This is a genomic window from Candidatus Polarisedimenticolia bacterium (assembly GCA_036004685.1).
Lineage (GTDB): Bacteria > Acidobacteriota > Polarisedimenticolia > Gp22-AA2 > AA152 > DASYRE01.
In genome coordinates this window covers 1-23656 of the sequence record DASYRE010000021.1, presented here as the reverse complement: position 1 = coordinate 23656, position 23656 = coordinate 1, and the positions used below count along the sequence as shown (strand labels likewise).

Annotated in this window: 22 protein-coding genes and 4 tRNA genes; all 26 read left to right on the top strand. The window is 65.9% G+C overall.

What is annotated here, in order from left to right; translation table 11 throughout:
* Positions 1 to 846, top strand: a complete 846-nt coding sequence (locus tag VGR67_04865; GenBank protein ID HEV8335727.1) for a hypothetical protein — start codon at positions 1 to 3, stop codon at positions 844 to 846.
* Entirely contained in the window at positions 846 to 1676 is an 831-nt protein-coding gene (locus VGR67_04860; GenBank protein ID HEV8335726.1) for a prepilin peptidase, read from the top strand. Before VGR67_04865 ends, VGR67_04860 begins: the two co-directional genes overlap by 1 nt.
* A gap of 3 nt (positions 1677 to 1679) precedes the next feature.
* Entirely contained in the window at positions 1680 to 3548 is a 1869-nt protein-coding gene (locus VGR67_04855; GenBank protein HEV8335725.1) for an ATP-binding protein, read from the top strand.
* A gap of 255 nt (positions 3549 to 3803) precedes the next feature.
* Positions 3804 to 4295 carry a GspH/FimT family pseudopilin gene (locus VGR67_04850; GenBank protein ID HEV8335724.1) on the top strand — a complete coding sequence of 164 codons (492 nt, stop codon included), beginning with the start codon at positions 3804 to 3806 and terminating at the stop codon, positions 4293 to 4295.
* A 20-nt stretch (positions 4296 to 4315) separates the two neighbouring features.
* Positions 4316 to 4810, top strand: coding sequence for a hypothetical protein (locus tag VGR67_04845; GenBank protein ID HEV8335723.1), 495 nt, complete (start codon positions 4316 to 4318; stop codon positions 4808 to 4810).
* A 45-nt stretch (positions 4811 to 4855) separates the two neighbouring features.
* Positions 4856 to 7651 carry a prepilin-type N-terminal cleavage/methylation domain-containing protein gene (locus VGR67_04840; GenBank protein HEV8335722.1) on the top strand — a complete coding sequence of 932 codons (2796 nt, stop codon included), beginning with the start codon at positions 4856 to 4858 and terminating at the stop codon, positions 7649 to 7651.
* An 11-nt stretch (positions 7652 to 7662) separates the two neighbouring features.
* Entirely contained in the window at positions 7663 to 9570 is a 1908-nt protein-coding gene (locus tag VGR67_04835; GenBank protein ID HEV8335721.1) for a hypothetical protein, read from the top strand.
* Between the two features lie 83 nt (positions 9571 to 9653).
* A complete protein-coding gene (locus VGR67_04830) occupies positions 9654 to 10277 on the top strand; it encodes a hypothetical protein (GenBank protein HEV8335720.1) in 624 nt (207 codons plus the stop codon).
* Positions 10274 to 11716: a sigma-54 dependent transcriptional regulator gene (locus VGR67_04825; protein ID HEV8335719.1), complete on the top strand. Its 1443-nt coding sequence runs from the start codon at positions 10274 to 10276 to the stop codon at positions 11714 to 11716. Before VGR67_04830 ends, VGR67_04825 begins: the two co-directional genes overlap by 4 nt.
* A gap of 341 nt (positions 11717 to 12057) precedes the next feature.
* The gene (locus VGR67_04820) at positions 12058 to 13368 is read left to right on the top strand and encodes a cyclic 2,3-diphosphoglycerate synthase (protein HEV8335718.1); all 1311 of its coding nucleotides are present in this window, start codon (positions 12058 to 12060) and stop codon (positions 13366 to 13368) included.
* Positions 13369 to 13370: 2 nt separating this feature from the next.
* On the top strand, positions 13371 to 14345 hold the full coding sequence (locus VGR67_04815) for a carbamate kinase (protein ID HEV8335717.1): 975 nt from the start codon (positions 13371 to 13373) through the stop codon (positions 14343 to 14345).
* A complete protein-coding gene (argF, locus tag VGR67_04810) occupies positions 14342 to 15274 on the top strand; it encodes an ornithine carbamoyltransferase (GenBank protein ID HEV8335716.1) in 933 nt (310 codons plus the stop codon). Before VGR67_04815 ends, argF begins: the two co-directional genes overlap by 4 nt.
* Before the next feature lie 101 nt (positions 15275 to 15375).
* Entirely contained in the window at positions 15376 to 15807 is a 432-nt protein-coding gene (gene rplM / locus VGR67_04805; protein HEV8335715.1) for a 50S ribosomal protein L13, read from the top strand.
* A gap of 19 nt (positions 15808 to 15826) precedes the next feature.
* Positions 15827 to 16219 (top strand): 30S ribosomal protein S9, encoded by a 393-nt coding sequence (rpsI, locus tag VGR67_04800; protein ID HEV8335714.1) that lies wholly within the window; start codon positions 15827 to 15829, stop codon positions 16217 to 16219.
* A gap of 53 nt (positions 16220 to 16272) precedes the next feature.
* Positions 16273 to 17244: a 30S ribosomal protein S2 gene (gene rpsB, locus VGR67_04795; protein HEV8335713.1), complete on the top strand. Its 972-nt coding sequence runs from the start codon at positions 16273 to 16275 to the stop codon at positions 17242 to 17244.
* Between the two features lie 116 nt (positions 17245 to 17360).
* A complete protein-coding gene (gene tsf / locus VGR67_04790; GenBank protein ID HEV8335712.1) occupies positions 17361 to 18002 on the top strand; it encodes a translation elongation factor Ts in 642 nt (213 codons plus the stop codon).
* Positions 18003 to 18026: 24 nt separating this feature from the next.
* Positions 18027 to 18761, top strand: coding sequence for a UMP kinase (pyrH, locus tag VGR67_04785; protein HEV8335711.1), 735 nt, complete (start codon positions 18027 to 18029; stop codon positions 18759 to 18761).
* Between the two features lie 22 nt (positions 18762 to 18783).
* Positions 18784 to 19341, top strand: coding sequence for a ribosome recycling factor (gene frr, locus VGR67_04780; GenBank protein ID HEV8335710.1), 558 nt, complete (start codon positions 18784 to 18786; stop codon positions 19339 to 19341).
* Between the two features lie 54 nt (positions 19342 to 19395).
* Positions 19396 to 20604, top strand: a complete 1209-nt coding sequence (ispD, locus tag VGR67_04775; GenBank protein ID HEV8335709.1) for a 2-C-methyl-D-erythritol 4-phosphate cytidylyltransferase — start codon at positions 19396 to 19398, stop codon at positions 20602 to 20604.
* On the top strand, positions 20601 to 22106 hold the full coding sequence (gene gltX, locus VGR67_04770; protein ID HEV8335708.1) for a glutamate--tRNA ligase: 1506 nt from the start codon (positions 20601 to 20603) through the stop codon (positions 22104 to 22106). Before ispD ends, gltX begins: the two co-directional genes overlap by 4 nt.
* 5 nt (positions 22107 to 22111) lie before the next feature.
* Complete coding sequence (gene rlmB, locus VGR67_04765) at positions 22112 to 22867, top strand: 23S rRNA (guanosine(2251)-2'-O)-methyltransferase RlmB (GenBank protein HEV8335707.1); 756 nt, start codon at positions 22112 to 22114, stop codon at positions 22865 to 22867.
* 63 nt (positions 22868 to 22930) lie between these two features.
* A tRNA-Thr gene (locus VGR67_04760) sits at positions 22931 to 23007 on the top strand.
* Positions 23008 to 23089: 82 nt separating this feature from the next.
* Positions 23090 to 23175 (top strand) — tRNA-Tyr (locus VGR67_04755).
* A gap of 72 nt (positions 23176 to 23247) precedes the next feature.
* Positions 23248 to 23323 (top strand) — tRNA-Gly (locus VGR67_04750).
* Between the two features lie 75 nt (positions 23324 to 23398).
* Positions 23399 to 23473, top strand: a tRNA-Thr gene (locus VGR67_04745).
* Positions 23474 to 23516: 43 nt separating this feature from the next.
* Positions 23517 to 23656 (top strand): GTP-binding protein (locus VGR67_04740; GenBank protein HEV8335706.1); only part of this gene is annotated, 140 nt, incomplete at its 3' end.

Below are 23656 nucleotides of genomic sequence, written 5' to 3'. Positions count from 1 at the left end.
ATGCCGCGCTTCGCCTTGACCCTCCTCCTTCTGCTCGCCGCGGCCCTCACGGGCGTCTCGGCCCGGAAGGTCGAGGCGCTGCGCTCGGAGCAGGCGCCCGGGCAGCATCTCCTGTACCTTCCGAGCGGCAAGTACCTCAAGGCGGTGACCTTCGGCTACAGCAATCTCATGGCCGATATGATCTACCTCTGGTCGATCCAGTACTACTCCAACTACCAGGCGTCCGATCGCTACGATTACCTGGAGCAGATCTACCGCCACGTCATCGAGGAGCTCGATCCTCACTACGTCGATCCCTACCTGGTGGGATCGATGATCATGTCGGTGGAGGCCGGGAGGCACGATCTGGCGCTGCGCCTTCTGGACGACGGGATCGCCAGGAACCCGCAGGAGTGGATCCTGGCCTTCTCGGCGGGGTTTCTCTGCTACAACACGCTGCACGACCCCCAGCGGGCCCGCGATTACTTCCAAAAGGTGGTCCGGATACCGGGCGCCCCCGCGGTGGCCAAGCGGTTCTATGCCGAGATGTTCAACCGTCTCGGCGACCGGGCGACCTCGCTGCGCTACTGGTCCGAGATCTACCAGACGGCCGATTCGGACTACGTCCGCCAGGTGAGCTGGCTGCACGTGCACGATCTGCGCATCGACCTGGATCTGGAATCGCTGCAGAGCGGCGTCGCCAGCTACCGGCAGCGGCGGGGGGGGCTTCCGTTGAGGCTGGCCGACCTGGTGCGCGCCGGGCTCCTCAGCGAGCTACCGCTCGATCCCGACGGTCGGGACTATCGCTACGATCCCCGCACGGGAAGCGTCGCTTCGGAGTCGCGCCTCCTTCTCCAGGCGCGCTGATGGAGCTTTGGCTGGCGCTGGCGTTCTTCCTCCTGGGCTCGATCATCGGGAGCTTCCTCAACGTCGTCATCCACCGGGTCCCCCGGCGCGCGTCGATCGTCTTCCCCCCTTCGGCATGCCCTGCCTGCGGCGCGCGCATCCGGGCGGCGGACAACGTCCCCATGCTTTCGTTTCTTCTGCTGCGAGGGCGATGCCGGTCGTGCCGGACGCCGATCTCGCAGCGCTATCCCTTCGTGGAGCTGCTCTCGGGGCTCTGCTCCGGCGGGCTGTTCCTGCTGTTCGGCCTCTCCGTCCCCCTGGCGGTCTACCTTCCCTTCACCTGGGCCTTGATCGCGCTGGCCTTCATCGACGCCGAGCACCAGATCCTTCCCGATCGGATCACCTACCCGGGAATCATTCTTTCCGCCGCCGTCCCCCTCCTGGGAGGGACCGAGGGAATCGCGTGGGGAATCCTTGAACCTCCGGCCTGGGGAAGCTGGGCGCTGGGAATCTTGCTGGGGGCCTCCATCCCGTATCTGGTCGGCGAGGCTTATCTCCTCGCGCAGTTCCGCAAGCCCGCCGGAGAGCGCGTCGAGGGGATGGGGATGGGCGACGTGAAGATGCTGGCGATGGTCGGCGGCTTCCTGGGGTGGAAGCTGTTGCTGCTGACGATCCTCATCGGCTCGGTGCTGGGCTCGGTCTGGGGACTTTCGGGGGTGGCCCTATCGCGCTACGGGATGAAGCAGGCGCTGCCGTTCGGGACGTTCCTGGCGGTCGGCGCGTTTCTCTCGCTCACCGCCGGTCCGGCGCTGTTGCGATGGTATGCCGCGCTCGCGGGATACGGGGGCTAGGGGATGGTCCGGCTGAATTCCTACGAAGGAAAGATCAAGACCTTCCTGGGGCTGCTGGTCCTGTTCCTGGCGATCGCCATCTACGTGAGCTTTCACCTGCTGGTCGTGAGCCGCAACGCGATCTTCGAAGAGGTACGCCAGAGGATCGGCCTGGCCGCGGAGACGGTGGAATCGGACCTCAAGGTCGGGGAATCGGGCCTCCCCCGGGAGCGCGAAGCGATCGTCGGGTCGCCGTTCAGCCAGAGCCGGTTCGCCCGGATCGCGACGGCCCACGGGCTCGTCTCGCTGGAGCTGCTGGACCCGGGCGGAAGGGTCCTGGTCTCCTCCCTGGTCGGGAGGGTTCGGATGCGCGATCCCGGCTGGGACTCGCTCGGGCCGGCGGGACGGAGGAACCTGGAGACCGGCAATACGGTGCTCTCCTCGCTCCGTTCCGATGCCGGCATCGCCTACGCGACGATGACCGGCTATCGCCCGCTGCTGGACGCGGCCGGGCGGCTTAGCGGGATCATCAAGGTGGAGGATCGGGCCGAGAACCTCGCCAGGGTGGAGCGCAGCGTGCGGATTCTCTCCGCCATCCAGGCCGCCGGATTGAGCCTGCTGGCGGTCCTGATCTTTTTCTTCGCCCGTTGGATTCTCGCGCCTTACCGAAAACTGATGGCCACCGCCGACCAGGCACGGCTGGCGGAAGCGCTCGACCGTCAATCCGTCGGCGACCCCGGGACGGAGCCTGATTTTCTGGTGGCCTCCTTTCAGGCGGTGCTGGAGAAGCTCAAAGGACAGGAGCTCGAGCTGCACCGGCTGAAGGAAACGCGCGGCGCGGCCCGCGAAGACGACTTTCCGGCGGAGAGCGTCGCCGAGAGTCTCAACAGCGGCATGATGACGCTCGACCGCGAGGGACGGATCCGCCTGGTGAATCCGGCGGCGCTGCAGATTCTGGGGATGAGCCGGGCCGACGTGGCGGGGCGCCTGGCGTCGGATCTCTTCGGCGCGGAGGAGGGGCTGGGGAAGCTCCTCCTCGAAGGGATTCGGCGCGGGCAGCCACGCAGCCGGGAGATGGTTCCGCATGCCCGGCCCGACGGAAAAGAAATCCATCTCGGCGTCGGACTGTCCCCGGTTCACGGGAGCGGCGGGGAGGTCCGCGGTCTCGTCTGCCTGCTCTCCGATCTCACCGAAATCCGCAGCCTGAGGGATCGGGTCGCCCTCAAGGAAAACCTCGCCCAGCTCGGCGAACTCTCCGCCGGGATCGCGCATGAGTTCCGCAACTCGCTCGCCACGATCCAGGGGTACGCCCGGCTCATCAGCCGGCGCTCGGAAGGGGAGGAGCGGGAGCTGGCCGCCTCGATCCTGAAAGAGGTCCAGGGAATCTCGAAGGTGGTCGAGGATTTCCTCCAGTTCGCGCGGCCGGCGCCGCTGAATCTCTCGGAGGTGGATCTGAGAGGGCTCTTGGAAGATCTCGCGCGGGAGATGTCGCAGGTCCAGGGGACGCGCCCGATTCGGGTCCTCGTCGAGGGAGATTTCCCGGCCGTGCCGGGGGACGAGCCCCTCCTCAAGCAGGCTTTTCACAATCTGATCCGCAATGCCGCCCAGGCGGCGAACGGCCAGGGAGTCCGCGTGTCGATCCGCGGCAGGGTGGAGGAGAATCACCTTAGCATCGAGCTGTCGGACAACGGCCCGGGAATACCGCCCGAAGTGCTCCCCCACATCTTCACCCCCTTCTTCACGACCCGCCCCGGGGGGAGCGGGCTGGGGCTTCCCCTGGTCCAGAGGACCATCGTCAGCCACGACGGATCGGTCGACGTGGCCAGCCAGGTCGGGCGGGGCACCCGCTTTCAGATTCGCCTTCCCCTCCCGCGGGCTGCGGAGAACGCCTAACGTCGCGTCTGGGAAATCCGCATCGCCCGGACCGGCGATGGGAAGCGGAACACTTGAACCGTTACGTTTTGTAACGCCCTCAGGGGCCGGTGCCTCACCCCGTGCCGTGAAGATCCCGGACGGCCCACCTCGATCCCCTTCCGCCTGAGCAGATCTAGCCGCGTCAAGCCCCCGACGCTCCATGGCATCCCCCTTGCTGGCTTCGGAAGGCGAGGAATCGGAACCGGCGCGAGCGCGCCACGCAAGGAGCAGCCGATGTGCCGAAAGAGAATCGATCCCGTAAGGCGCGACGCAAGAGGGGAGCGCGGTTTCTCGATCACGGAGATGCTGACCGTTCTCGCCCTGGCAGCTTTGATGATCACCTTCGTCGGTCCGGCGTTCGCCGAATCGTACCGGGCTTACAAGGTCCGGTCGGCGACCCTGGAGCTGACCGACGCGCTGCGCGCCGCCCGGCAGGTGGCCGTGTCGACGCGTGTGGCCACCAGCCTGACGATCGACACCGCCGCGGGCAGCTACTCGTGGACCGATTCCAAGGGAAGGCTCCGGACGATCGTTCTGCCTTCTCCCGTCCAATTTGTGACCGCCAACCCCGCGACCATCACCTTCACGACGAACGGGACGGTGACGACGGGGGCGGCCACGATCGCCCTGAAGAACATGGTCAGCGCTCAGGTGGCCCACCAGTGGACGATCGATCTCAACACCGTGGGGCGGATCACCACGGCGAAGAGCGAGGTGACGCCGTGAGGGGAGCTACGACGATGCGCATGCCGGATCCACGCGAGGTCTTGGGACGCGGCGCCGAGCCTCGGCGGGAGGGAGGATTCAGCCTGATCGAGGTCACCCTCGCGCTCGGGTTGCTGGCCACGGTCCTGATCTCGATCGCCTCCCTGTTCATCATGGGTGGCAAGCAGGTCAAGACCGGCAAAAGCACCACGACGGCCGCCGCCATCAGTCACGAGATCATGGAACGGATCGAGCAGAAGTCGTATTCCGACACCTACGCCTATTTCGGAGGGACCGACAGCTCCACCTCGGTGTCGGTCAATACCTTCACGTCCGGCAACAACGCCACCCAGTGGCAGGCGGAGATCGGCAGCAAGCTCGGCCCGCAGGCCAAAGCGTTCATCGACGTGACCCCGCTGGGGGGCGCCTCGCCCTTGAACATGGGCAACTCCCAGGCGCTGCAGGTGCGGGTGACCGTCTCCTGGAACGAGCTGGGCAGGTCGAAGAGCGTTTCGCTCCAGGCGATTCGATACTAGAAAGGCGCGGTCCGGCATCGGGTCCGGACCAGAAGGAGGCTCGGGATGCTTCGCAGCGATCGCAGGAAACGAACCGGAGAGGGCGGCTTCACGCTCGTCGAGATGCTCGTCGCTTCGGCAATCTTCGCCATCGCGGCGGCCGTGGCGTTCATTCTCTACACCGCCGCCCAGAACTCCTACAAGGCGGGACAGAACTTCACCGATCAGCAGCAGAACACCCGGGCGGCCTTCGATCGAGTCCTCTCGGACCTCCGGAACGCGGGCTACAACTACAACCCCGACGGCAGCAAGAGCCGCAATGACGAGCAAATCGAAGCGGCGTACGACACGGCCGTGGTCCTGCGCGCCGATCTCGACTTCGAGGACGCGACCCTCAGCACGGCTCCCGAAGCGAGCATCAAGGGCGCCTACAACGTCGTCAGCACGGGGAACGACGAGATCGTGGCGTACGTCCTGGCGAAATCCGGCTGGACCGGCGGATCGACCATGACGTTCAACGCCGACATCGACAATCCGACCCGCACCACGATCGTTTACCAATCCGCGAACATCAGCGTCGGGCCGCGGGACGGGACGGCCGAGCCCGTGAGGCTGGGAAACGTCGCGCTGGTCGAGGACGACCCGCCCTACACGCTGTACCGCGTATCGCTGAACAACGACATGACGACTTACAGCTCCGGCGCCAACCCGACGGCGGCCTCGTTCTTCGTGAAGCAGCCGGTCGCCGACAACATCAGGTCGATGACCTTCAAATACTACGACGACCAAGGCAACCTGGTCAGCCCCAACACGCCGTCCGACGCCTCCGACGACATCGGCGGCGGCGATCCAAACATCGCGGTCCGCTCCCGCATCCGCCGCATCGTCGTCGACCTGGTGGGGATGACGCCCGATCCCGATCTGAAATACCTCGATCCGGCGGAAGCCTCGACGAGCAGCACCGCCCACTACCGCAAGTTCGACCTGACCTCCGACGTGACGCCTGAGAACCTGGGGCGCAGCGGCATGCAGGACTCCGACACGACCCCGCCCGGCCAGGTCTCTCCGGCGCCCACGCTGTGCGGCGGTCATTGCCAGGGCGTGCTGGTGAACTACACGGGCCGCCCCGCCTCGGAGCTGGTGACCAGCTACAACGTGGGTTACGGGGCGACCAGCGCCGCCACCCCGTACGTCGCGAACACTCCGTACCCGCATTACGACAACGGCGTGGTCAGCTTCGTGACGCATTCCTACGTGCGCGACGCAGCGCACTTCACTCAGGGAAGCACCTGGTATTTCAAGGTCCAGGCCAAGGACTCCTCGGGCAACGTGGGTCTGTTCTCCGGGTCAGCCTCCAGCGGAACGATCACCGACACCACGACGCCCGCGGCTCCCGCCTCGGGGTGGGCGACGCAGAAGGGGAGCGCCACGCATCCGGCGCACGACGGGGACATCGAGGTCCATTGGGATGCGGTGGCCACGAACGCCACCGGGCCGACCGGCTGCACCGACGCCGACGCGCCCATGATCCGCGACCTGGCGGGATACCGGGTCTGGAGAGGCAGCGTCAGCGGCTTCACTCCCGGCGGGACTCCTCTCGCCAACGAGGGGGCGCTCTCGCCGGGCAACCTGCAGTTCACCGACAACACTGGAATCTCGCAGTGCCAGACCTACTACTACAAAGTGGCGGCGGCCGATCTGTGCGGCAACATCGGCGCCTACTCGCCGGCGATCGCCGGCTCCTCCGACACCACCATCCCGCCGATGTCCCCGAGCGGGATCAACGTCGGGCGGACGAGCCAGAATACGGTGACCATCACCTGGGCCCCCGTCATGGTGGACGTCCAGAGCAGGACCGTCTCCGTGACCAGCTACGAGGTGGTCTACGCCGCCGGCACCGTCGGGATGCCGCCGAGCTCGGGCGCCTTCTCGCCCGTGCCCGGCAGCCCTGTCCAGTCCCCGACCGTGACGCTGGTCCACAACCTCACGACGTCCGACAAGGACTACCTGCGCATCCAGAACAACACCTATTACTATATGGTGCGGGCGTCGGACGCCTGCCCCAACTTCTCATATTTCTCGTCACCCCAAGAGACGACCTGCACGTTCAACGGAACGCCGTCGCTCTCTCCCCCCAACGCGACCCACGTGGCGGGATCGGTGCCGTTAAACCTCTCGGTGAGCGGCGGAGGCGACACCTACGTGCGCGCCCGGATCCGGATCCCCAGCATCACCGGCGGCTCCGACGTCTACGACCAGACGGCCACTTCGTATCCCTTCGTCTTCCCGAGCTGGAACGCCTCGACGGCTCCTCCGGGGACCTACACCCTCTACATCGAGGTGGAGAACAGCAACGGCTGCGTCAACTTCCGGACCCAGACGCTGATCGTCGACTCGGTTCTGGCCTGCCAGATCTCGCCGGCGAACCCCAACCTCAGCCCGACGACGGGAACGGCGGGCGGCGACAAGAAGAGCGATCTCACTTGGCAGATCATCAACAACGCCGCCAAGGATCTGTTCATCGACGGGATCGACGTGACCTGGACGAACACCCTGGGGTTCAATCCGGCCCTCAACGCTTTCTTCTACCCGTCGATCATCTCTCCGGCCACCAAGACCTGGTCGCCGGCGGCCACGTCGCCCGCTTCGGCCAACTTCTCGTTCCCGCAGTTCTTGGACAAGGCCAACGACAGCACCAGCCCGCTGGAGGTGAAGCTCGATTTCACCAACTCGCTGGTGAGCTCGAGCGGCAACTCCGGCGAGACGATCACCATCCGGTTCCGCTTCCACGACAGCACCAGCACCGGCGGAAGCTGCACCTTCCAGGTCATCGCCAAAGACCTTTCCGTCGTGACCCAGTGAGGGGGGAGATCATGCGAAGCCCAGCGCGTTCCCATCGAACGGCCCAAATCTCCCCGCCGCCAGGGGGCGGCCGGGAGAGAGGATCGGCGCTGCTCATCGCCGTCCTGATCATGGTGATCCTGACGCTTCTGGGGATTTCCTATCTCATGCTCGCCCAGACGGAGAGCCAGATCGCCGAGAACCAGCTGAACGCGCAGCAGGCGCTCTTCGTGGCCGAGTCGGGGGCGCGGACCGTCCTGAACTGGTTCAACGATCCGACCGGCACCGGCTACAAGGTGCCGACTCCGGCCCAGGTGAACCGCGCCATCCGCTGGTACGATCACGACGCCAACGCCGGGACCGCGAACGTCAAGGGGATCGCCGGAGATCTCGCCAAGCCGATCTACCGCGACGGGACGGACGACCTCTTCGAGAAGGCTTACCGGGGCAGCAACGCCATGTCGTTCCTCGGGGAGGAGTCGCATGCCGGGGACGAGGGGCCCGACCTGCGGATCGACGCCGCCGCCGGGGGCGCCCAGGCCACCTTCCTGAACGATCTCAACGGCACCCTCTTCCCGAATTATCCCTCCCCCAACAAGCGGGCCCGTATCACGCGGATCGAGGTGTTCAGCCCGCCGATCATCGACTTGAGCGGCCAGAAGGTGCGCTTCGGCATCGCCACGGTGAAAGTCACCGCGGGCGTCTTCCTGTATCCCGGCTCGGCGCAGGAGCGCCAGGTGGCGCAGAGAGTCACGAAAGCGGTCCTCTCCGAGGTCCCGTATCCGGGCGATTTCGGACCACTCACCTCGTGCAACTTCCTGAGCACCTCGGGAGATCTCGCCGTCCACTGGGGCTTCATCAACGCCGCGAGCAACTTCCAGTTCAATACCTCCTCCATGAACAACAAGATGGACAGCGGCTTTCCCTACGACGATTCCGGCGCCCCCGGGTTCCCCGACGCCCACATCACCACCGCGGAGCTGACCTCGTTCATCAACGCCAACGACAACTCGATCGAGGATCCCTGGTTCGGATCGAAAGCGGGAGGGCAGATCCTCGACGGCTCCGGGACTCCTCTGGGGAATCAAGCCCAACAACCTTTCGGGTTCTCGTGCACGAGCGCCTCCGATGCGAACTGCACCGACAACGATCACAGCAACCTTTTCCAGAACCTGGGATTCTCGACGATTCCTTGCCCCGATCTCGACTACAACTTCTGGCGCCAGATTGCCCTTTCGGGGCTCAAGAACGCCTATTATTACAAGTACGTTTCGGGCGGGAACTTCCAGCTCAACGGCGATCCCAGCGCGCCCCTGATCAACATCAACGACGCCACCTTGGGGAAGACCGGGCTCTTTTTCTTCGATACGAGCAACGGCCAGGCTCCGGTGGATACGAACGCCGACGGAATCTTCGACAACCTGACGGCGGACGTGACCTTCACCTCGGGGTGGAACTCGGCCGGCTTCATCTTCATGAACGCCGGCACGCTCTCCAGCCAGGGACTCGGGAACTCGCCCCCCACGCGCGTCATGTACGCGCCCGGAGAGCCCTACATCGAGAGCAACGGGACCGACGGCTGGCAGTCGGGCGAGACTTTTCTCGACCTGACCTACCCCACCACCGATCCGACGGCGATGCCCCATCCCACATTCGCCAAGATCAACACCGCCACCGCCGGGCGCGCCGCGAAAGGCCCTAACGTGAACGGCACCGTCCACATGGCGGGGGTCATCTATAACAGTGGCTACTGGAACGCCAAAGGGAACGGAATGTTCTTCGGCAGTATCATCACCAAACAGGGGATCGTCGAGGCGGGCGGCGGACCGGCGGGCACGCCCGACATCTGGTTCGACACCTGCCTGAAGGACAAGTGCTGGCCGCCCCCGTCCCTGAAGCTTCCCCGGGTCATTCCGACGAGCTGGGAGAATGACATGTAAGGCTTGCCCCAGGCCTTCCGGGACACTAAATTAGCCCGGGGAGGAGTCTCCTTCCCGGGCTTTCTTTTGGAAACGAGGGTCCCATGGCGAAACCGCCCCGCTTCATCACCCCCGTGATGATCCTTTCGATGAGCCTGCTCCTGACCGGGCTTCCCGCGGCCACCCGATCCATGCCCGAGGCCGAAAAAGAGGAGAAGGCTGAAAAGACATCCGCGACGAAGCAGACGGCCCCGTCCCATCCCGCCCGTCGGCCCGCGACGCGCCCGGCGGCCGCGAAAGGGAAGGGGGGAGGGAAAAAGCCCGCCGAGAAGCCGCTCGCCTTCACCGACGAAGACCTGAAGAAGTTCCATTCCGGAGCCGCCGCGAGCGCGCCGCGCCCGGCGCCCGCCCCGCCGTCCGAGGATCCCCTGAAAAGCCTTCACGACAAGCAGGAGAGGGCGCGCTGGCGGCAGGAGAAGATGGCGGGAATGCAGCAGCGCATCCTGGATCTCGAGGGGAGATTGAAGAGCCTGCAGCAAAAGCGCCTTTCGATCGCTAATCCGTACGTGCCGCGCGTCGTCGAGGGGGAGGCGGAGAAGGCCGAGGAGGACGGCCTGTCGGGCCCCGAACGCATGTCCAGGGTCGATGACGAGATCCGCAAGACCGCCCAGGAGCTCGAAGCGGCGCGCCAGGAGTTGGCGAGCTTCCTGGAAAGCAATCCGGAATGAGCTCGCCCGAGCCCAGTTTTCCGCCGGCCTCGACCGTTGCCGCGCTGAAGAGCCGGATTCTCCTGGTGGAAGACAAGGAAGGCCTCCGGAACGTCCTCCAGAAGACGCTCGAGGACGAAGGGTACGAGGTGGAGGCCTGCTCCGACGGCGCGGCGGCCCTGGAGAGACTGGGGCGCGAGAGGTTCCTTCTCGTCCTGACCGATCTGCGACTCCCGCACGCCGACGGACTCAAGCTCCTGCGGGAATCCCGCTCCTCCGACGCCTCTCTGCCAGTCATCGTCATGACCGCCTTCGGCACCATCCAGGACGCCGTGGCGGCGATGAAGGAAGGGGCCTACGATTTCCTCGAGAAGCCGGTCGACGCCGATCATCTCCTCGCCCTCATCCGGCGCGCCCTGGAGCATCGCCATCTGTCGGTCGAGAATTCGTTCCTGCGGGAGCGCTTCGCCGAGGAGCTCGAATTCCCGCGCATCGTCGGCGAAAGCTCCGCCATCCGCGAAGCCCTCGCGCAGCTCGGGAAAGTGGCCGCGACCGACGCGACCGTCCTGCTCACCGGGGAATCGGGGACCGGGAAAGAGCTTTTCGCCCGGGCGCTGCACCACCTCAGCCCCCGCCGGCCCGGGCCTTTCTTCGCCATCAACTGCGCGGCGATTCCGGAGACGCTGCTCGAGAACGAGCTGTTCGGCCACGAGAAGGGGGCCTACACGGGGGCGGGCGCGGCGCGCAAAGGGAAGATCGAGATGGCCGACGGCGGCACGCTCTTCCTGGACGAAATCGGGGATCTCTCCCCGGCGCTCCAGGGAAAGATCCTGCGGGTCATCGAAGCGCGGCAATTCGAGCGGGTGGGGGGGACGGACACGCGATCGGTGGATCTCCGCCTGGTGGCCGCCACGAACCGGGATCTCAAGCGGCTTGTCGAGGGGCGGACGTTCCGCCAGGATCTCTATTTCCGGCTGTCGGTCTTCCCGGTGACGATCCCGCCGCTCCGGGAGCGTCCGGGGGACGTCCCGATCCTCGCCTCCCATTTCGCCCGGCGGTTCTCGGCCGATTCCAAGCGGCGCGTCCCGGTGCGGGTCTCCGAGGAGGCGATGGAGGTCCTCAACCGGTACCCGTGGCCGGGGAACATCCGGGAGCTGCAAAACGCCCTGGAACGGGCCGTGATCCTCTGCGAGGGAGACGAGATCCGGGCGTCGCACTTGAGCCTGGCAGGGCCCGCTCCGGTGGAAGACGGGCCGCGGATGGGGGAGCTGGTCGGGCTGGAGGGGTCGCTCGCCGAGGTCGCCGCCCGGGCCGCCTGCCTCGCCGAGAAGGAGAAGATCCGCCTGGCACTGGATGAAGCCGGCGGCAACAAGACGCGCGCCGCCACCCTTCTCCAGATCTCCTACAAGACCCTGCTCAGCAAGCTCCGCGACCTGCAGATCGCCCCCGGCGAAAATTGACAAGTCGAATCGTTGGTGTATACTCCGCGCTACTCCAGGGCCGCGCTGAGCGCCTCCGGAGGCCCCGCAGGCTGTATGGGGACGGAGCGATCGATTCGCTCCCTTTCTGGTGGCTGGACAACGCCCGCCTTCCGCCGGTCGTTTCCGGCAATCCCCTCGGTCTCAAGTACTGACGCCGATCGCGCCCGGGAGAAAGTGCTCACCCGGCTTCCCGTCGCCGCCGCGCGCGGCCCGGCGACGAACGTTCATGCCGACCGCTCGGGCGGCCGCCGTCCGGTCGGGCAGCCAGTGACTCCGGCCGGAGCGGATCGCTTCGTTTCAATTCATGCAGAGGTGAGTTCATGAGCGCTCGCAGGGTCCTGATCATGGGGGCCGCCGGAAGGGACTTTCACAATTTCAACGTCGCCTTCCGGACGCGCGAGGACGTCGAAGTCGTGGGCTTCACGGCCACGCAGATTCCGAACATCGCCGGCCGGAAATACCCCGCCGGGCTGGCGGGAGCCCGCTATCCTCAAGGCATCCCCATCTTCGCCGAGTCGGACCTGGAGGAGAAGATCCGGGAGCTGAAGGTGGACGACGTGGTGTTCGCCTATTCCGACGTCAGCCATCAGTACGTGATGCTGCGGGCCTCCCGGGTGCTCGCGGCGGGGGCCGATTTTCGGATGCTAGGGGCCGACTCCACCATGCTGCCGTCCCGGGTCCCCGTGATCTCCGTGTGCGCCGTGCGGACCGGAAGCGGCAAGAGCCAGACGACCCGGCTGGTGTGCAAGAAGCTCTCGGCGAAGGGGCGGAGGGTCGTGGCCGTCCGACACCCGATGCCCTACGGCGACCTCGAGAAGCAGCGGGTGCAGCGCTTCGCGACCCTGGCCGACCTCGACCTGCACCGCTGCACGATCGAGGAGCGCGAGGAATACGAGCCGCACATCAAGAGCGGCACCATCATCTACGCGGGCGTGGATTACGAGGAGATCCTGCGGCAGGCGGAAAAGGAGGCGGACGTCATCGTCTGGGACGGGGGAAACAACGACCTTCCCTTCTTTCAGGCGAACCTCGAGATCGTCGTGGCCGATCCCCTGCGTCCCGGCCACGAGATGACCTACCATCCCGGGACCACGAACCTCTTCAGGGCCGGGTGCGTCGTCATCAACAAGATCGACGCCGCCTCGCCCGAGGGGGTGGCCCGGGTGCGGGAGAACATCCGCCAAGTGAATCCCCGCGCCGTGGTGATCGAGGCGGCCTCGCCGCTGACGGTCGAGGACTCCTCGGCGATCGCCGGAAAACGGGTGCTCGTCGTGGAGGACGGCCCGACGCTCACGCACGGCGAAATGAAGTACGGAGCCGGGGTCGCCGCGGCCTGGAAGTTCGGCGCGGCGCAGCTCGTCGATCCCCGCCCCTTCGCCGTCGGCAGCATCCGCCAGACGTTTGCCCAGTACCCGGAGATCGGCACGCTGCTGCCGGCCGTCGGCTACGGCGAGTCGCAGATGAACGACTTGCGCGCGACGATCGACGCCGCGGACTGCGATTTGGTCATCATCGCCACGCCGATCGATCTGCGCCGGACGATCCCGATTTCCAAGCCGGCGCTCCGGGTCACCTATGACCTCCAGGAAATCGGCAAACCCGACCTGGACGACGTTCTCTCCCGCTTCTGAGCGTGGCGAAGCGCCGGCGGGTGGTCGTGGCGTTCGGCGGCAACGCCCTGATCCGCCGCGGGGAAGAGGGGACGCAGACCGAGCAGATCGAGAATTCGGAAAGACTGGCCCGCCGGCTCGTCGCCCTCGTCGGAGAACGAGACGAACTCCTTCTCGTCCACGGGAACGGCCCCCAGGTCGGAACGATCCTCATCCAGGTCGAGGAGGCGGTGACGAAGGTGCCGCCGGTTTCGCTCGATCTGTGCGTGGCTCAGTCCCAGGGGAGCATCGGTTATCTCCTGGAACGGTCCCTGGTGAATCGTCTGCGCGCGCGGGGGACGCGCCGGGAAGTCGTCTCGCTGATCAGCCAGGTGGTCGTCGAGCGCTCCGATCCGGGCTTCCGGAAGCCGAGCAAGCCGATCGGGCCCTTCTATACGCGCTACCGCGCTGAGTACCTCGCCAAGCGCCAGGGGTGGCTGATGGTGGAGGACTCGGGAAGGGGATACCGGAAGCTCGTCCCGTCTCCCAGGCCGCGGGAGGTGCTCTGCCTCGGGGCCATCGCCGACGCCCTGAAAAGGGGCTGCATCGTCATCGCCGGCGGAGGGGGCGGCGTGCCCGTTTACCGCGACGAGCGCGGGGTCCTGCGGGGGGTGGAGGCGGTGATCGACAAGGATCGGACGGCCGGACTGCTCGCCACCGAGCTGAAGGCGGATCTTTTCGTGATTCTCACGGCGGTGGATCGCGTTTATCTGAACTTCGGACGTCCCGACCAGCTGCCGGTAGACCGGCTCTCCGTCTCCGACGTCCGCCGGCATCTCCGGGACGGCCAGTTTCCCGCCGGGAGCATGGGACCCAAGATGGAGACGGCTGCCGACTTCGTCGAGGCCACGGGACGGGAAGTGGTGATCACTTCGGTCGAGAAGGTGAAGGAGGCCCTGTCGGGGAAATCGGGAACCCGGATCATTCCGGACGCGCGAGGGCGAGGGAGAAACTCATGAAGCTTTCCTCCAAGGATTTGCTGACGATTCACGATCTTTCGGCCTCGGAATTCACCGGAATCCTCGATTTGGCCGACGCGATGAAGGCGCATCCTGAGCGATTCCGCGATTCCCTGCAGGGGAAGACGCTCGCCATGATCTTCGAGAAGCCCTCCCTGCGGACCAGGGTGACGTTCGAAACGGGAATGACCCAGATGGGCGGTCATGGGATCTACCTGGCGCCGGCCGACATCCAGCTCGGGGCCCGGGAGTCGATCCCCGACGTGGCCAGAAACCTCGAGCGCTGGGTGGACGCCATCATGGCCAGGACGTTCAAGCACGACTCGATTGTCCAGCTGGCGCGCCACGCCAAGATCCCGGTCATCAACGCCCTGAGCGACTATTCCCACCCCTGTCAGGCGCTGGCCGATTTCCAGACGCTGCGCGAGCTCACGGGGAACCTCCGAGCGCTGCGACTGACCTACGTCGGAGACGGCAACAACGTCTGCCATTCGTTGATGTTCGCCGCGGCGAAGGCGGGTTCGTCGATCACCGTCGCCACGCCGCCGGGTTACGAGCCCTCCAAGGAGGTCGTCGAGCTGGCGCTGTCGGATGCGGGCCGGACGGGGGCGAAGGTCCGGATGGTGAGCGACCCCGTCGAGGGGGTCCGGGGCGCGGGGGCCGTGTACACGGACGTCTGGGCCAGCATGGGACAGGAGGCGGAGACCGAGAGCCGGGCGAAGATCTTCAAGGCCTATCAAGTGAACGAAGCGCTGATGTCCCAGGCAGCCCCGGGAGCCGTTTTCCTCCACTGTCTGCCGGCGCACCGGGGATGGGAAGTGACCGATGCCGTCGCCGACGCCCCTACCTCGGCGATATTTCAACAGGCCGAGAACCGGCTGCACGCCCAAAAAGCGGTCCTGCACCTTCTGGCCGGGAAAAGCGCCTGAAAAATGAGCTTGACAGGCCCCCGAGGTTGTTGTAAAAATTGCGTTTCTGCGAACAAGCCGCGGCACCGGAAAGGGCCCCGCGGAGGACCCGGAGGGAGTTGATGCGGACTTACGTGCCCATCAAGGAGAAGCTCAGCCGCCAGTGGCTGCTGGTGAACGCCGAAGGCCAGACGTTGGGGAGGCTCTCCACCTACGTCGCGTCCCGCCTGATGGGCAAGCACCGTCCGACGTGGTCCCCGTCGGTGGACACGGGCGACTTCGTCGTCGTGGTCAATGCCGACAAAGTCCGCCTGACCGGACGCAAGCTCGAGCGCAAGATGTACCGCTGGCACACGGGATATCCGGGAGGGCTCAAGCAGGTGAGCGCCGGGAAGCTCCTGGCGGAGAAGCCCGAAAGGATCGTGGAGCTCGCCGTCCACGGCATGCTGCCGAAGAACCGTCTGGGGAGAAAGCTCCGGACGAAGCTGAAGGTCTACGCGGGCCCGGACCATCCCCATCAGGCTCAGAAGCCCGAGCCGGTTCAGCCGAGCTGAAGAAAGTCGCGGAGGAGTCGTGACAGCAATCCAATACTACGGAACGGGCCGGCGCAAGCATGCCACCGCCAGAGTTTTCCTGCGGCCCGGCGCGGGCAACATCCAGGTCAACAATCGTCCCCTCGAGCAGTATTTCAAGCGCGAGAGTCTCAAGCTCATCATCCGGCAGCCCCTGCTGATCACCGAGACCACGAACAAGTTCGACATCCACGTCCGCATCGACGGAGGCGGCATGGCGGGCCAGGCAGGAGCGATCCGGCACGGCCTGTCGCGAGCGCTGGTGGATTACAACCGAGAGCTGCGCTCGAAGCTCAAGGAAGCGGGATTTCTGACCCGAGATTCGCGAATCAAGGAACGGAAGAAGTATGGACAGCGCGGCGCCCGCGCCCGCTTCCAGTTCTCCAAGCGGTAGCGAGGGTCGGGGATGTTCACCGACCGTCTCAATTCCTAAGAAAGGAGCTGGGTTTGATTTCGGTTTCCATGAAGGAGCTCCTGGAGGCCGGTGTCCACTTCGGGCACCAGACCAAGCGCTGGAATCCGAAGATGAGGGAGTACATCTTCGGTAAACGAAACGGGATCTACATCATCAACCTCCAGAAGACGCTCCGTCAGTTTCAGGAGGCCATCGGGTTCGTCACGCGCCTCGGCGCCGAGGGGAAGCAGGTTCTCTTCGTGGGCACGAAGCGCCAGGCGCAGGACGCCATCGCCGAGGAAACCGCGCGCTGCGGGATGCATTTCGTCAATCAGCGCTGGCTCGGCGGGATCCTCACCAACTTCAAGACGATCAAGCGGCGCATCGATCGCCTCCGCAAGCTGGAGGAGATGACCGCCACCGGAGAGGCGGTCGGGTACACGAAGAAGGAGTTCGCGCAGCTTCTGCGCGAGAAAGCCAAGCTCGATCGGGTGCTTTCGGGGATCAAGCGTCTCGATCGTCTTCCGGAGGCCCTCTTCATCGTGGACCCGAAGAAGGAGCAGATCGCGGTCTCGGAGGCGCGGAAGCTGGGGATCCCCGTCATCGCCATCGTCGACACCAATTGTGACCCGGAGGAGATCGACTATCCGATTCCGGGCAACGACGACGCCATCCGGGCGATTCGACTCTTCACCTCGCGCGTGGCCGATGCCCTCCTGGAGGGAGGGAATCTGCGCATGAAGCAGGGCGAGGGGATGGAGGATCTGCCGGCCGAGTCTTTCGAGGCGGGCGTCGCCGAGAAGCTGGAGGCGGAGCTGGCCGAAGCGGAGGAGGAAGGGGTTCCCGCCGGAGGCCCCGACGCGCTCGCGCCGAAGAAAGCGCGCGGGGCGGTGAAGGCCCGCACTGCCTCGGGCGCTCCGCGGATTCGCCGGTCCGCTTCCCCGGCCGCCGAAGAGCCGGATGAGGAAAACCCTTCCGAGACCAAGGCCGCAGCTTCCCAGCGCGCCGGCTCCGGTTCAGAATAGGCCCCAACCCCGGCCGGAAGGAACCCCTGCCGACGCCACCGGGTGCGAGGCACCGTTTCGCGCCCGCGCCGCGCGGCAGCGGCTCGACTTGAGTGCCAATCGATCCAGGAGGAGAGATGGAGATTACCGCGGAAATGGTCAGAAGCCTCCGGGAGCGCACCGGTGCCGGCATCATGGAGTGCAAAGGCGCTCTCGCCGAGGCGCAGGGCGACTCCGATCAGGCGCTCCAGATTTTGCGGAAACGCGGTCTTGCCGGGGCGGCAAAGCGGTCGGGACGAACCACTTCCGAAGGCATCGTGAGCTGCTACATCCATCCGGGCGGCCGCGTCGGCGTCATGCTGGAAGTGAATTGCGAAACCGATTTCGTGGCCCGCACCGCGGAGTTCCAGGAAATGGTGAAGAATCTCGCGATGCACATCGCGGCCTCCCAGCCCCGCTACGTCTCCCGCGAGGAGGTTCCCGAATCGGTGTTGGCCGCGGAGCGCGAGATCTACGGAGCCCAGGCGCGTGGTTCCGGCCGCCCGGAGGCGGCGCTGCCGAAGATCGTCGAAGGAAAGGTCTCCAAGTTCTATCAGGACACCTGCCTGATGGAACAGCCCTACGTCCGGGATCCGAACCAGTCGGTGAAGGACTACATGACGGGGATGATGGCCAAGACCGGAGAGAACATCCGGGTTCGCCGGTTCGTCCGCTACGCTCTCGGAGAGGCGCTGTCCTCCGAAACGGCCCGCCCGGCGGTTCCGGCCGAGCAGGCCTGAAGTCCGGCAGGGGGAAGCCCGCCCATGCCCGAAGCGCAGACCGAAACTCCCCAATACCGTCGCGTGCTGCTGAAGCTGAGCGGAGAATCCCTCATGGGGGCGCAAGGCTTCGGGATCGATCCCACGGTCGTCGTGCGCATCGCCGAGGAGATTCGGGAGATTCGCGACCTGGGGGTCCAGGTCGCCTGCGTCATCGGCGGCGGGAACATCTTCCGCGGTCTGTCCGCGGGCGCGTCCACGGGGATGGACCGGGTGACCGCCGACCACATGGGAATGCTCGCCACGCTGATCAACAGTCTGGCGCTGCAGGATCGTCTGGAGAGGCTCGGGGCGCACACCCGCGTGCTCTCGGCGCTCGAGGTGCGGCAGGTGGCCGAACCCTACCTGCGCCGCCGCGCCCTGCGTCACCTGGAGAAGGGGAGAGTCGTCATCATCGCTGCGGGAACGGGGAACCCGTACTTCACGACCGACACGGCGGCCGCGTTGCGAGCCATGGAGATCCGGGCTGAGATCATCCTGAAGGCGACGCGCGTCGACGGCATTTACAGCTCCGATCCCGAGAAGGTCCCCGACGCGACGCGGTTCGAGGAGATCACCTACCTGCAGGTGCTGCAAAAAGGTCTCCAGGTGATGGACTCCACGGCGATCTCCCTGTGCATGGACAACCAGCTTCCCATCATCGTCTTTAACTCGAACATCCGGGGGAACATCCGCCGGGTCATTCTGGGGGAGAAGATCGGTTCGCTGGTTCGCGGCTAGCGGACGTTCCTGCGAGGCGAAGATGCTCAAAGACGTTCACGCAACGGCGGAAAAGAAGATGAAGGGGGCGGTCGAGGCGACCCGGCGCGACCTGGCTTCCATTCGGACCGGCCGGGCATCGCTGGCCATCCTGGACGGGATCATGGTGGAGTACTACGGCGCGCCGACGCCCTTGAACCAAGTCGCGACGCTCGGGGTCCCGGACCCGACCCAGATCACCATCCAGCCATGGGATCCCAAGGCTCTCCCGGAAATCGAAAAGGCGATTCTTCGATCGGACTTGGGTCTGACCCCGGCGAACGACGGCAAAATCGTCCGCCTCCCCATTCCTCCCCTCACCGAGGAGCGCCGGAAACAGCTGGCCAAGAAGGTGCACCAGGTGGGAGAAGAGGGAAAGACGATCATTCGGCAGCATCGGCGGGAGGCGAATGACCATCTGAAGACCCTGCTCAAGGAGAAGACCGTCTCCGAGGACGAGGAGAAAAGGGCCCTGGAGCAAATCCAGCAGCTGACCGATCGTTGCGTCAAGCAGATCGACGAGCTGATCCAGCACAAGGAGAAAGAGATCCTCTCGGTGTAGGGACGCCTTGCCAGCGCTCCCCCTTGCCTCCCGGTCGCATCAGGTCGGATGACAATGTCAGGAGAAGGCTCTTCTTCCCTTTCGGCGGCGGCCATCCTCGTGGCCGCCGGCAAAGGGGTGAGGGCCGGTTCGGGCCCCCCCAAGCAGTTCCGCTGCTTGGACGGAGTTCCGCTGCTGGCCCGAGCGTTCCAGCCTTTCCTCCTCTGCCGGGAGATCCACCAGATCTTCCTCGTGGTTCCTGAGCCCGAAGAAGCCCGGGTGCGGTTGTCGGCCTGGGTTCCGGAGGGGAGCCCGGTCGATTTCGTCCGCGGCGGGGAGACGCGGCAGGCCTCGACGCGGAAGGGGCTCGCCGCGACACGAGCCGATTTGGTTTTGGTCCACGACGGCGTTCGCCCGTTCGTGACGCCCGATCTGATTCGCAGAGTCCTCGCCGCGGCCAAGCGCCGGGGGGCGGCCGTGCCGCTCGTTCCGGTGCGCGAGACGCTCAAGAGGATCGAGCCGCCGGACGGCGCGATCCAGACGGTTCGCCGGGACGACTACGCGTTGTCCCAGACCCCGCAGGGCTTTCGCAGGGAGGTCCTCGAAGCCGCCCTCGACCGGGCGGATCGGGAGGGGTTCGAGGGGACCGACGAGGCGGAGCTGGTGGAGCGGCTGGGGCACCCCTTGGCGCGGGTCGAAGGGCTTGGAGAGAACCTGAAAATCACGACGCCGGAGGACTTCCGGCGGGCGGAAGCGATGCTTTCGAGGCCGGGAACCTCCGCGCCGGGGGGGTGGCGCGTCGGGATCGGCTATGACGTCCACCCTCTCGTCCCGGGACGCAAGCTGATCCTCGGGGGGGTCGAGATCGCGCATCCGGCGGGACCGGCCGGACATTCGGATGGAGACCTGATCTGTCACGCCGCCACCGACGCGCTGCTGGGAGCCGCCGGCCTGAGCGACATCGGACAGACATTTCCCGACACGGATGCGGCCCTGAAGGACGCGAGCAGCCTTGATCTTCTCGCGCAGGCCGGCAGGAAGGTGCGGCAGGCGGGATTCGCCCTGGGCAATCTCGATGTGATCGTGGTGCTCGAGGAGCCGAAGATAGCGCCGCACGCCTCCCTCATGCGCGAGCGGATCGCGGAAGCGCTCGGATGCGACGCGGCGCGCATCGGCGTGAAGGGAAAGCGCGGAGAGGGCCTCGGCTTCGCGGGCCGGCGGGAAGGAGTCGCGGCGCAGGCTGTGGCGCTGCTGTTCCGGCAGAGCGAAGGGCCGGGAAGGTGAGCGTCCGGACCCGGTTTGCGCCCTCGCCGACGGGACTTCTGCACGTCGGAAACGCCCGAACGGCGATCTTCAACTGGCTGTTCACCCGGCACGAGCGAGGGAAGTTCGTCCTGCGGATCGAGGACACCGACCGGGAGAGGTCCAGGCCCGAGTTCGAAGCGGGGATCGTGCGGGAGCTGAAGTGGCTGGGCCTCGACTGGGACGAGGGGATCGACGAGGGGCCTCGCGGCCCCTACCGCCAATCCGAGAGGCATGCGAAGGGGATGTATCGTGAGGCGCTCGAGGAGCTGGCGCGCGCTGGGCTCGCCTATCCCTGTTTCTGCAGCGCCGAGCGGCTGGAGTCGGATCGGCAGGCCGACCGGGAAGCGGGGAGAATGCCGCGCTACCCGGGCCGCTGCCGCTCGATTCCCTCGGCCGAGTCGCGCCGCAGGGTCGAGGCCGGGGAGCGAGCGGCCCAGCGTTTCAGGGTGGGCGATGCTCCGGTGATCTTCGAGGACCGCATCCGGGGAGTGGTGCGCGTCGACTCGCAATCGATCGGCGATCCCGTCATCTTCCGGAGCGACGGCTGGCCCACCTACAATTTCGCGGTCGTGGTGGACGACATCGGCATGAAGATCACCGACGTGATCCGGGGTGAGGATCACCTCTCGAATACGGTCCGGCAGGTTCTCCTGTACCGGGCGCTGGGGACCCAGACGCCGCGGTTCGCCCATCTTCCCCTGGTGCTCGGCGAGGACCGCGCTCCGCTGAGCAAGAGGAACGAGGACACGTCGCTGCGACAATTCGCGGAGCAGGGGTACCCTCCGGCGTCGGTGATCAACTGTCTGGCGCTGCTTGGATGGTCCGCGGCGGACGGCGTCGAGGTCCTGGAGCCGCCCGATCTAATCGAGAGATTCGATCTTTCCCGGATCTCGAAAGCCGCCGCGGTCTTCGACCGTGCCAAGCTGGACCACCTGGGGAACCAGCATCTTCGCCGGATGGACCTGCCTCGCCTCGTGGACCTGGCGCTTCCCCGGCTGCGAGAGATCGGGCTGCTGCCGGACGGCCCCGGGGCCCGGGAGGAGCGCTGGGCGGAAGCGGTCCTTGAGCTGATCCGGGAGTCCATCAGCCGCCTGGATCAAATCGATTCCGCGGACGCCGTGAAAGTCCTCGCGAGATTCGCGCCCGAGGCCACCTTGACGAGCGGCGAGCCGGCCCAGGAGCTTCAGGAGGAGTCGGCCCGGCGGGTCATTCGCGAATTCCTCGATCGGCTGCCTCCGGGCGCGAGACTCTCCCGGGAGGAATACACCCGGACGGCCTCCGAGGTGGGACGGCGGACCGGCGCTCGGGGACGAAGCCTGTACCACCCGCTTCGACTTGCCTTGACCGGGTTGCCTTCCGGTCCGGAGCTCGCGAGAATCGTCCCCTTGATCGAAGAGGGAGCGGATCTGAAGCTGCCGATCGTCGTCCCGGGATGCCGGGAGCGCTGCCAGAGGGTCCTGCAAATTTTCGAGAAGGCTTGAAAAGGATGAAAAGCGCGAAGATTGAGACGCTTTACGGGGTGCATCCGGTGATGGAGACGCTGCGCGGCGGCCGCCGCCGGGTGGAGCAGATTCACGTGTCGGTGGGCAGACAGGACCGCAAGGTCCGCGAGATTCTCTCCCTGGCCTCCCGGAAGAAGATCCCTGTACAGCGGGTCCCGAGGGAGTCGCTCGACCGCCTCGCCGGAGGCGGGGTCCACCAGGGGGTGGTGGCGCGGGTTTCGGGGTCGGGGCCGGTGAGCGTGGAGGAGATCCTCGCCACGGCGGGGACGCGCCCCTTCTTCCTTATCCTGGATCAGGTCGAAGACCCCAGGAACCTGGGGGCCATCCTGCGGTCCGCCGCCGCGGCGCGCGTCGACGGGGTGTTCCTGCCGCCGCACGGCTCCGCCGGTCTGACTCCCGCCGCGGCCAAGTCCGCGGCAGGGCAGGCGGATCGAGTCCGGCTCGCGGTCGCCGGGAACCTGGTCTCGCTCATGGAAAAACTGAAGGAACGGGGGATTTGGGTGGTCGGCCTGGACCAGGGGGCCCGGACGCTATGGACTGAATTCGACTACTCCCTGCCGGTGGCGCTCGTGCTCGGAGGGGAGGGGAAGGGGATCCGCCGGCTGGTGCGCGAGCACTGCGACGTCCTGGTCGGAATCCCCCTCTCCAGCGGGGTGGACTCCTTGAACGTGTCGGTGGCGGCGGGAGTCACCCTCTTCGAGGTGGTCCGCCAGCGGGGCTCCCGGGGCGCCGGAGCTTAAAACAATTTCCAAATTACTATTGCATCTAAGTACTCGCTTTGTTAGCATTACGGGTTTGCTAAAGCTGGCGTAGCTCAGCTTGGTAGAGCAGCTGATTTGTAATCAGCCGGTCGGGGGTTCAAATCCCTTCGCCAGCTCCAGGTGAGACAGCGGGCGGGCCGAAGGATCCGGGGACGAAGCCTTGGAACCGGGGCGCGCCCCTTCACGCGTCGAAGACGATTGGGGGAGATTCCCGAGCGGTCAAAGGGAGCAGACTGTAAATCTGCCGCCGTAGTGCTTCGGAGGTTCGAATCCTCCTCTCCCCACCATCCCCGCCCATCCGGAGGATGGGGGGAATCCCCGCGGGAAACTCGTCGAGTTCAATCTGCGGAAAAAATCGGGCGGGAGTAGCTCAGTGGCTAGAGCGTCAGCCTTCCAAGCTGAGGGTCGCGGGTTCGAATCCCGTTTCCCGCTCCAAGAATTCTCGTTCGGCGCGCAGCGGCAGCGCCGGGTTCAACCATCGGAAGCTCCATCCGGGCTTTCCGCCGGGGCGCCCACGTGGCTCAGTGGTAGAGCACGTCCTTGGTAAGGACGGGGTCACCGGTTCAATCCCGGTCGTGGGCTCCAACCCTTTCCAGCAAGCCGGGCACGGACCGAGACGGAGGACGCGATGTCCAAGGAAAAGTTTGATCGTTCGAAGCCGCACGTGAACGTGGGGACGATTGGACACGTGGATCACGGGAAGACGACGTTGACGTCGGCGATCACGATGGTGCTGGCGAAGAAATTTCCGAAGATTCAGGTGCGGTC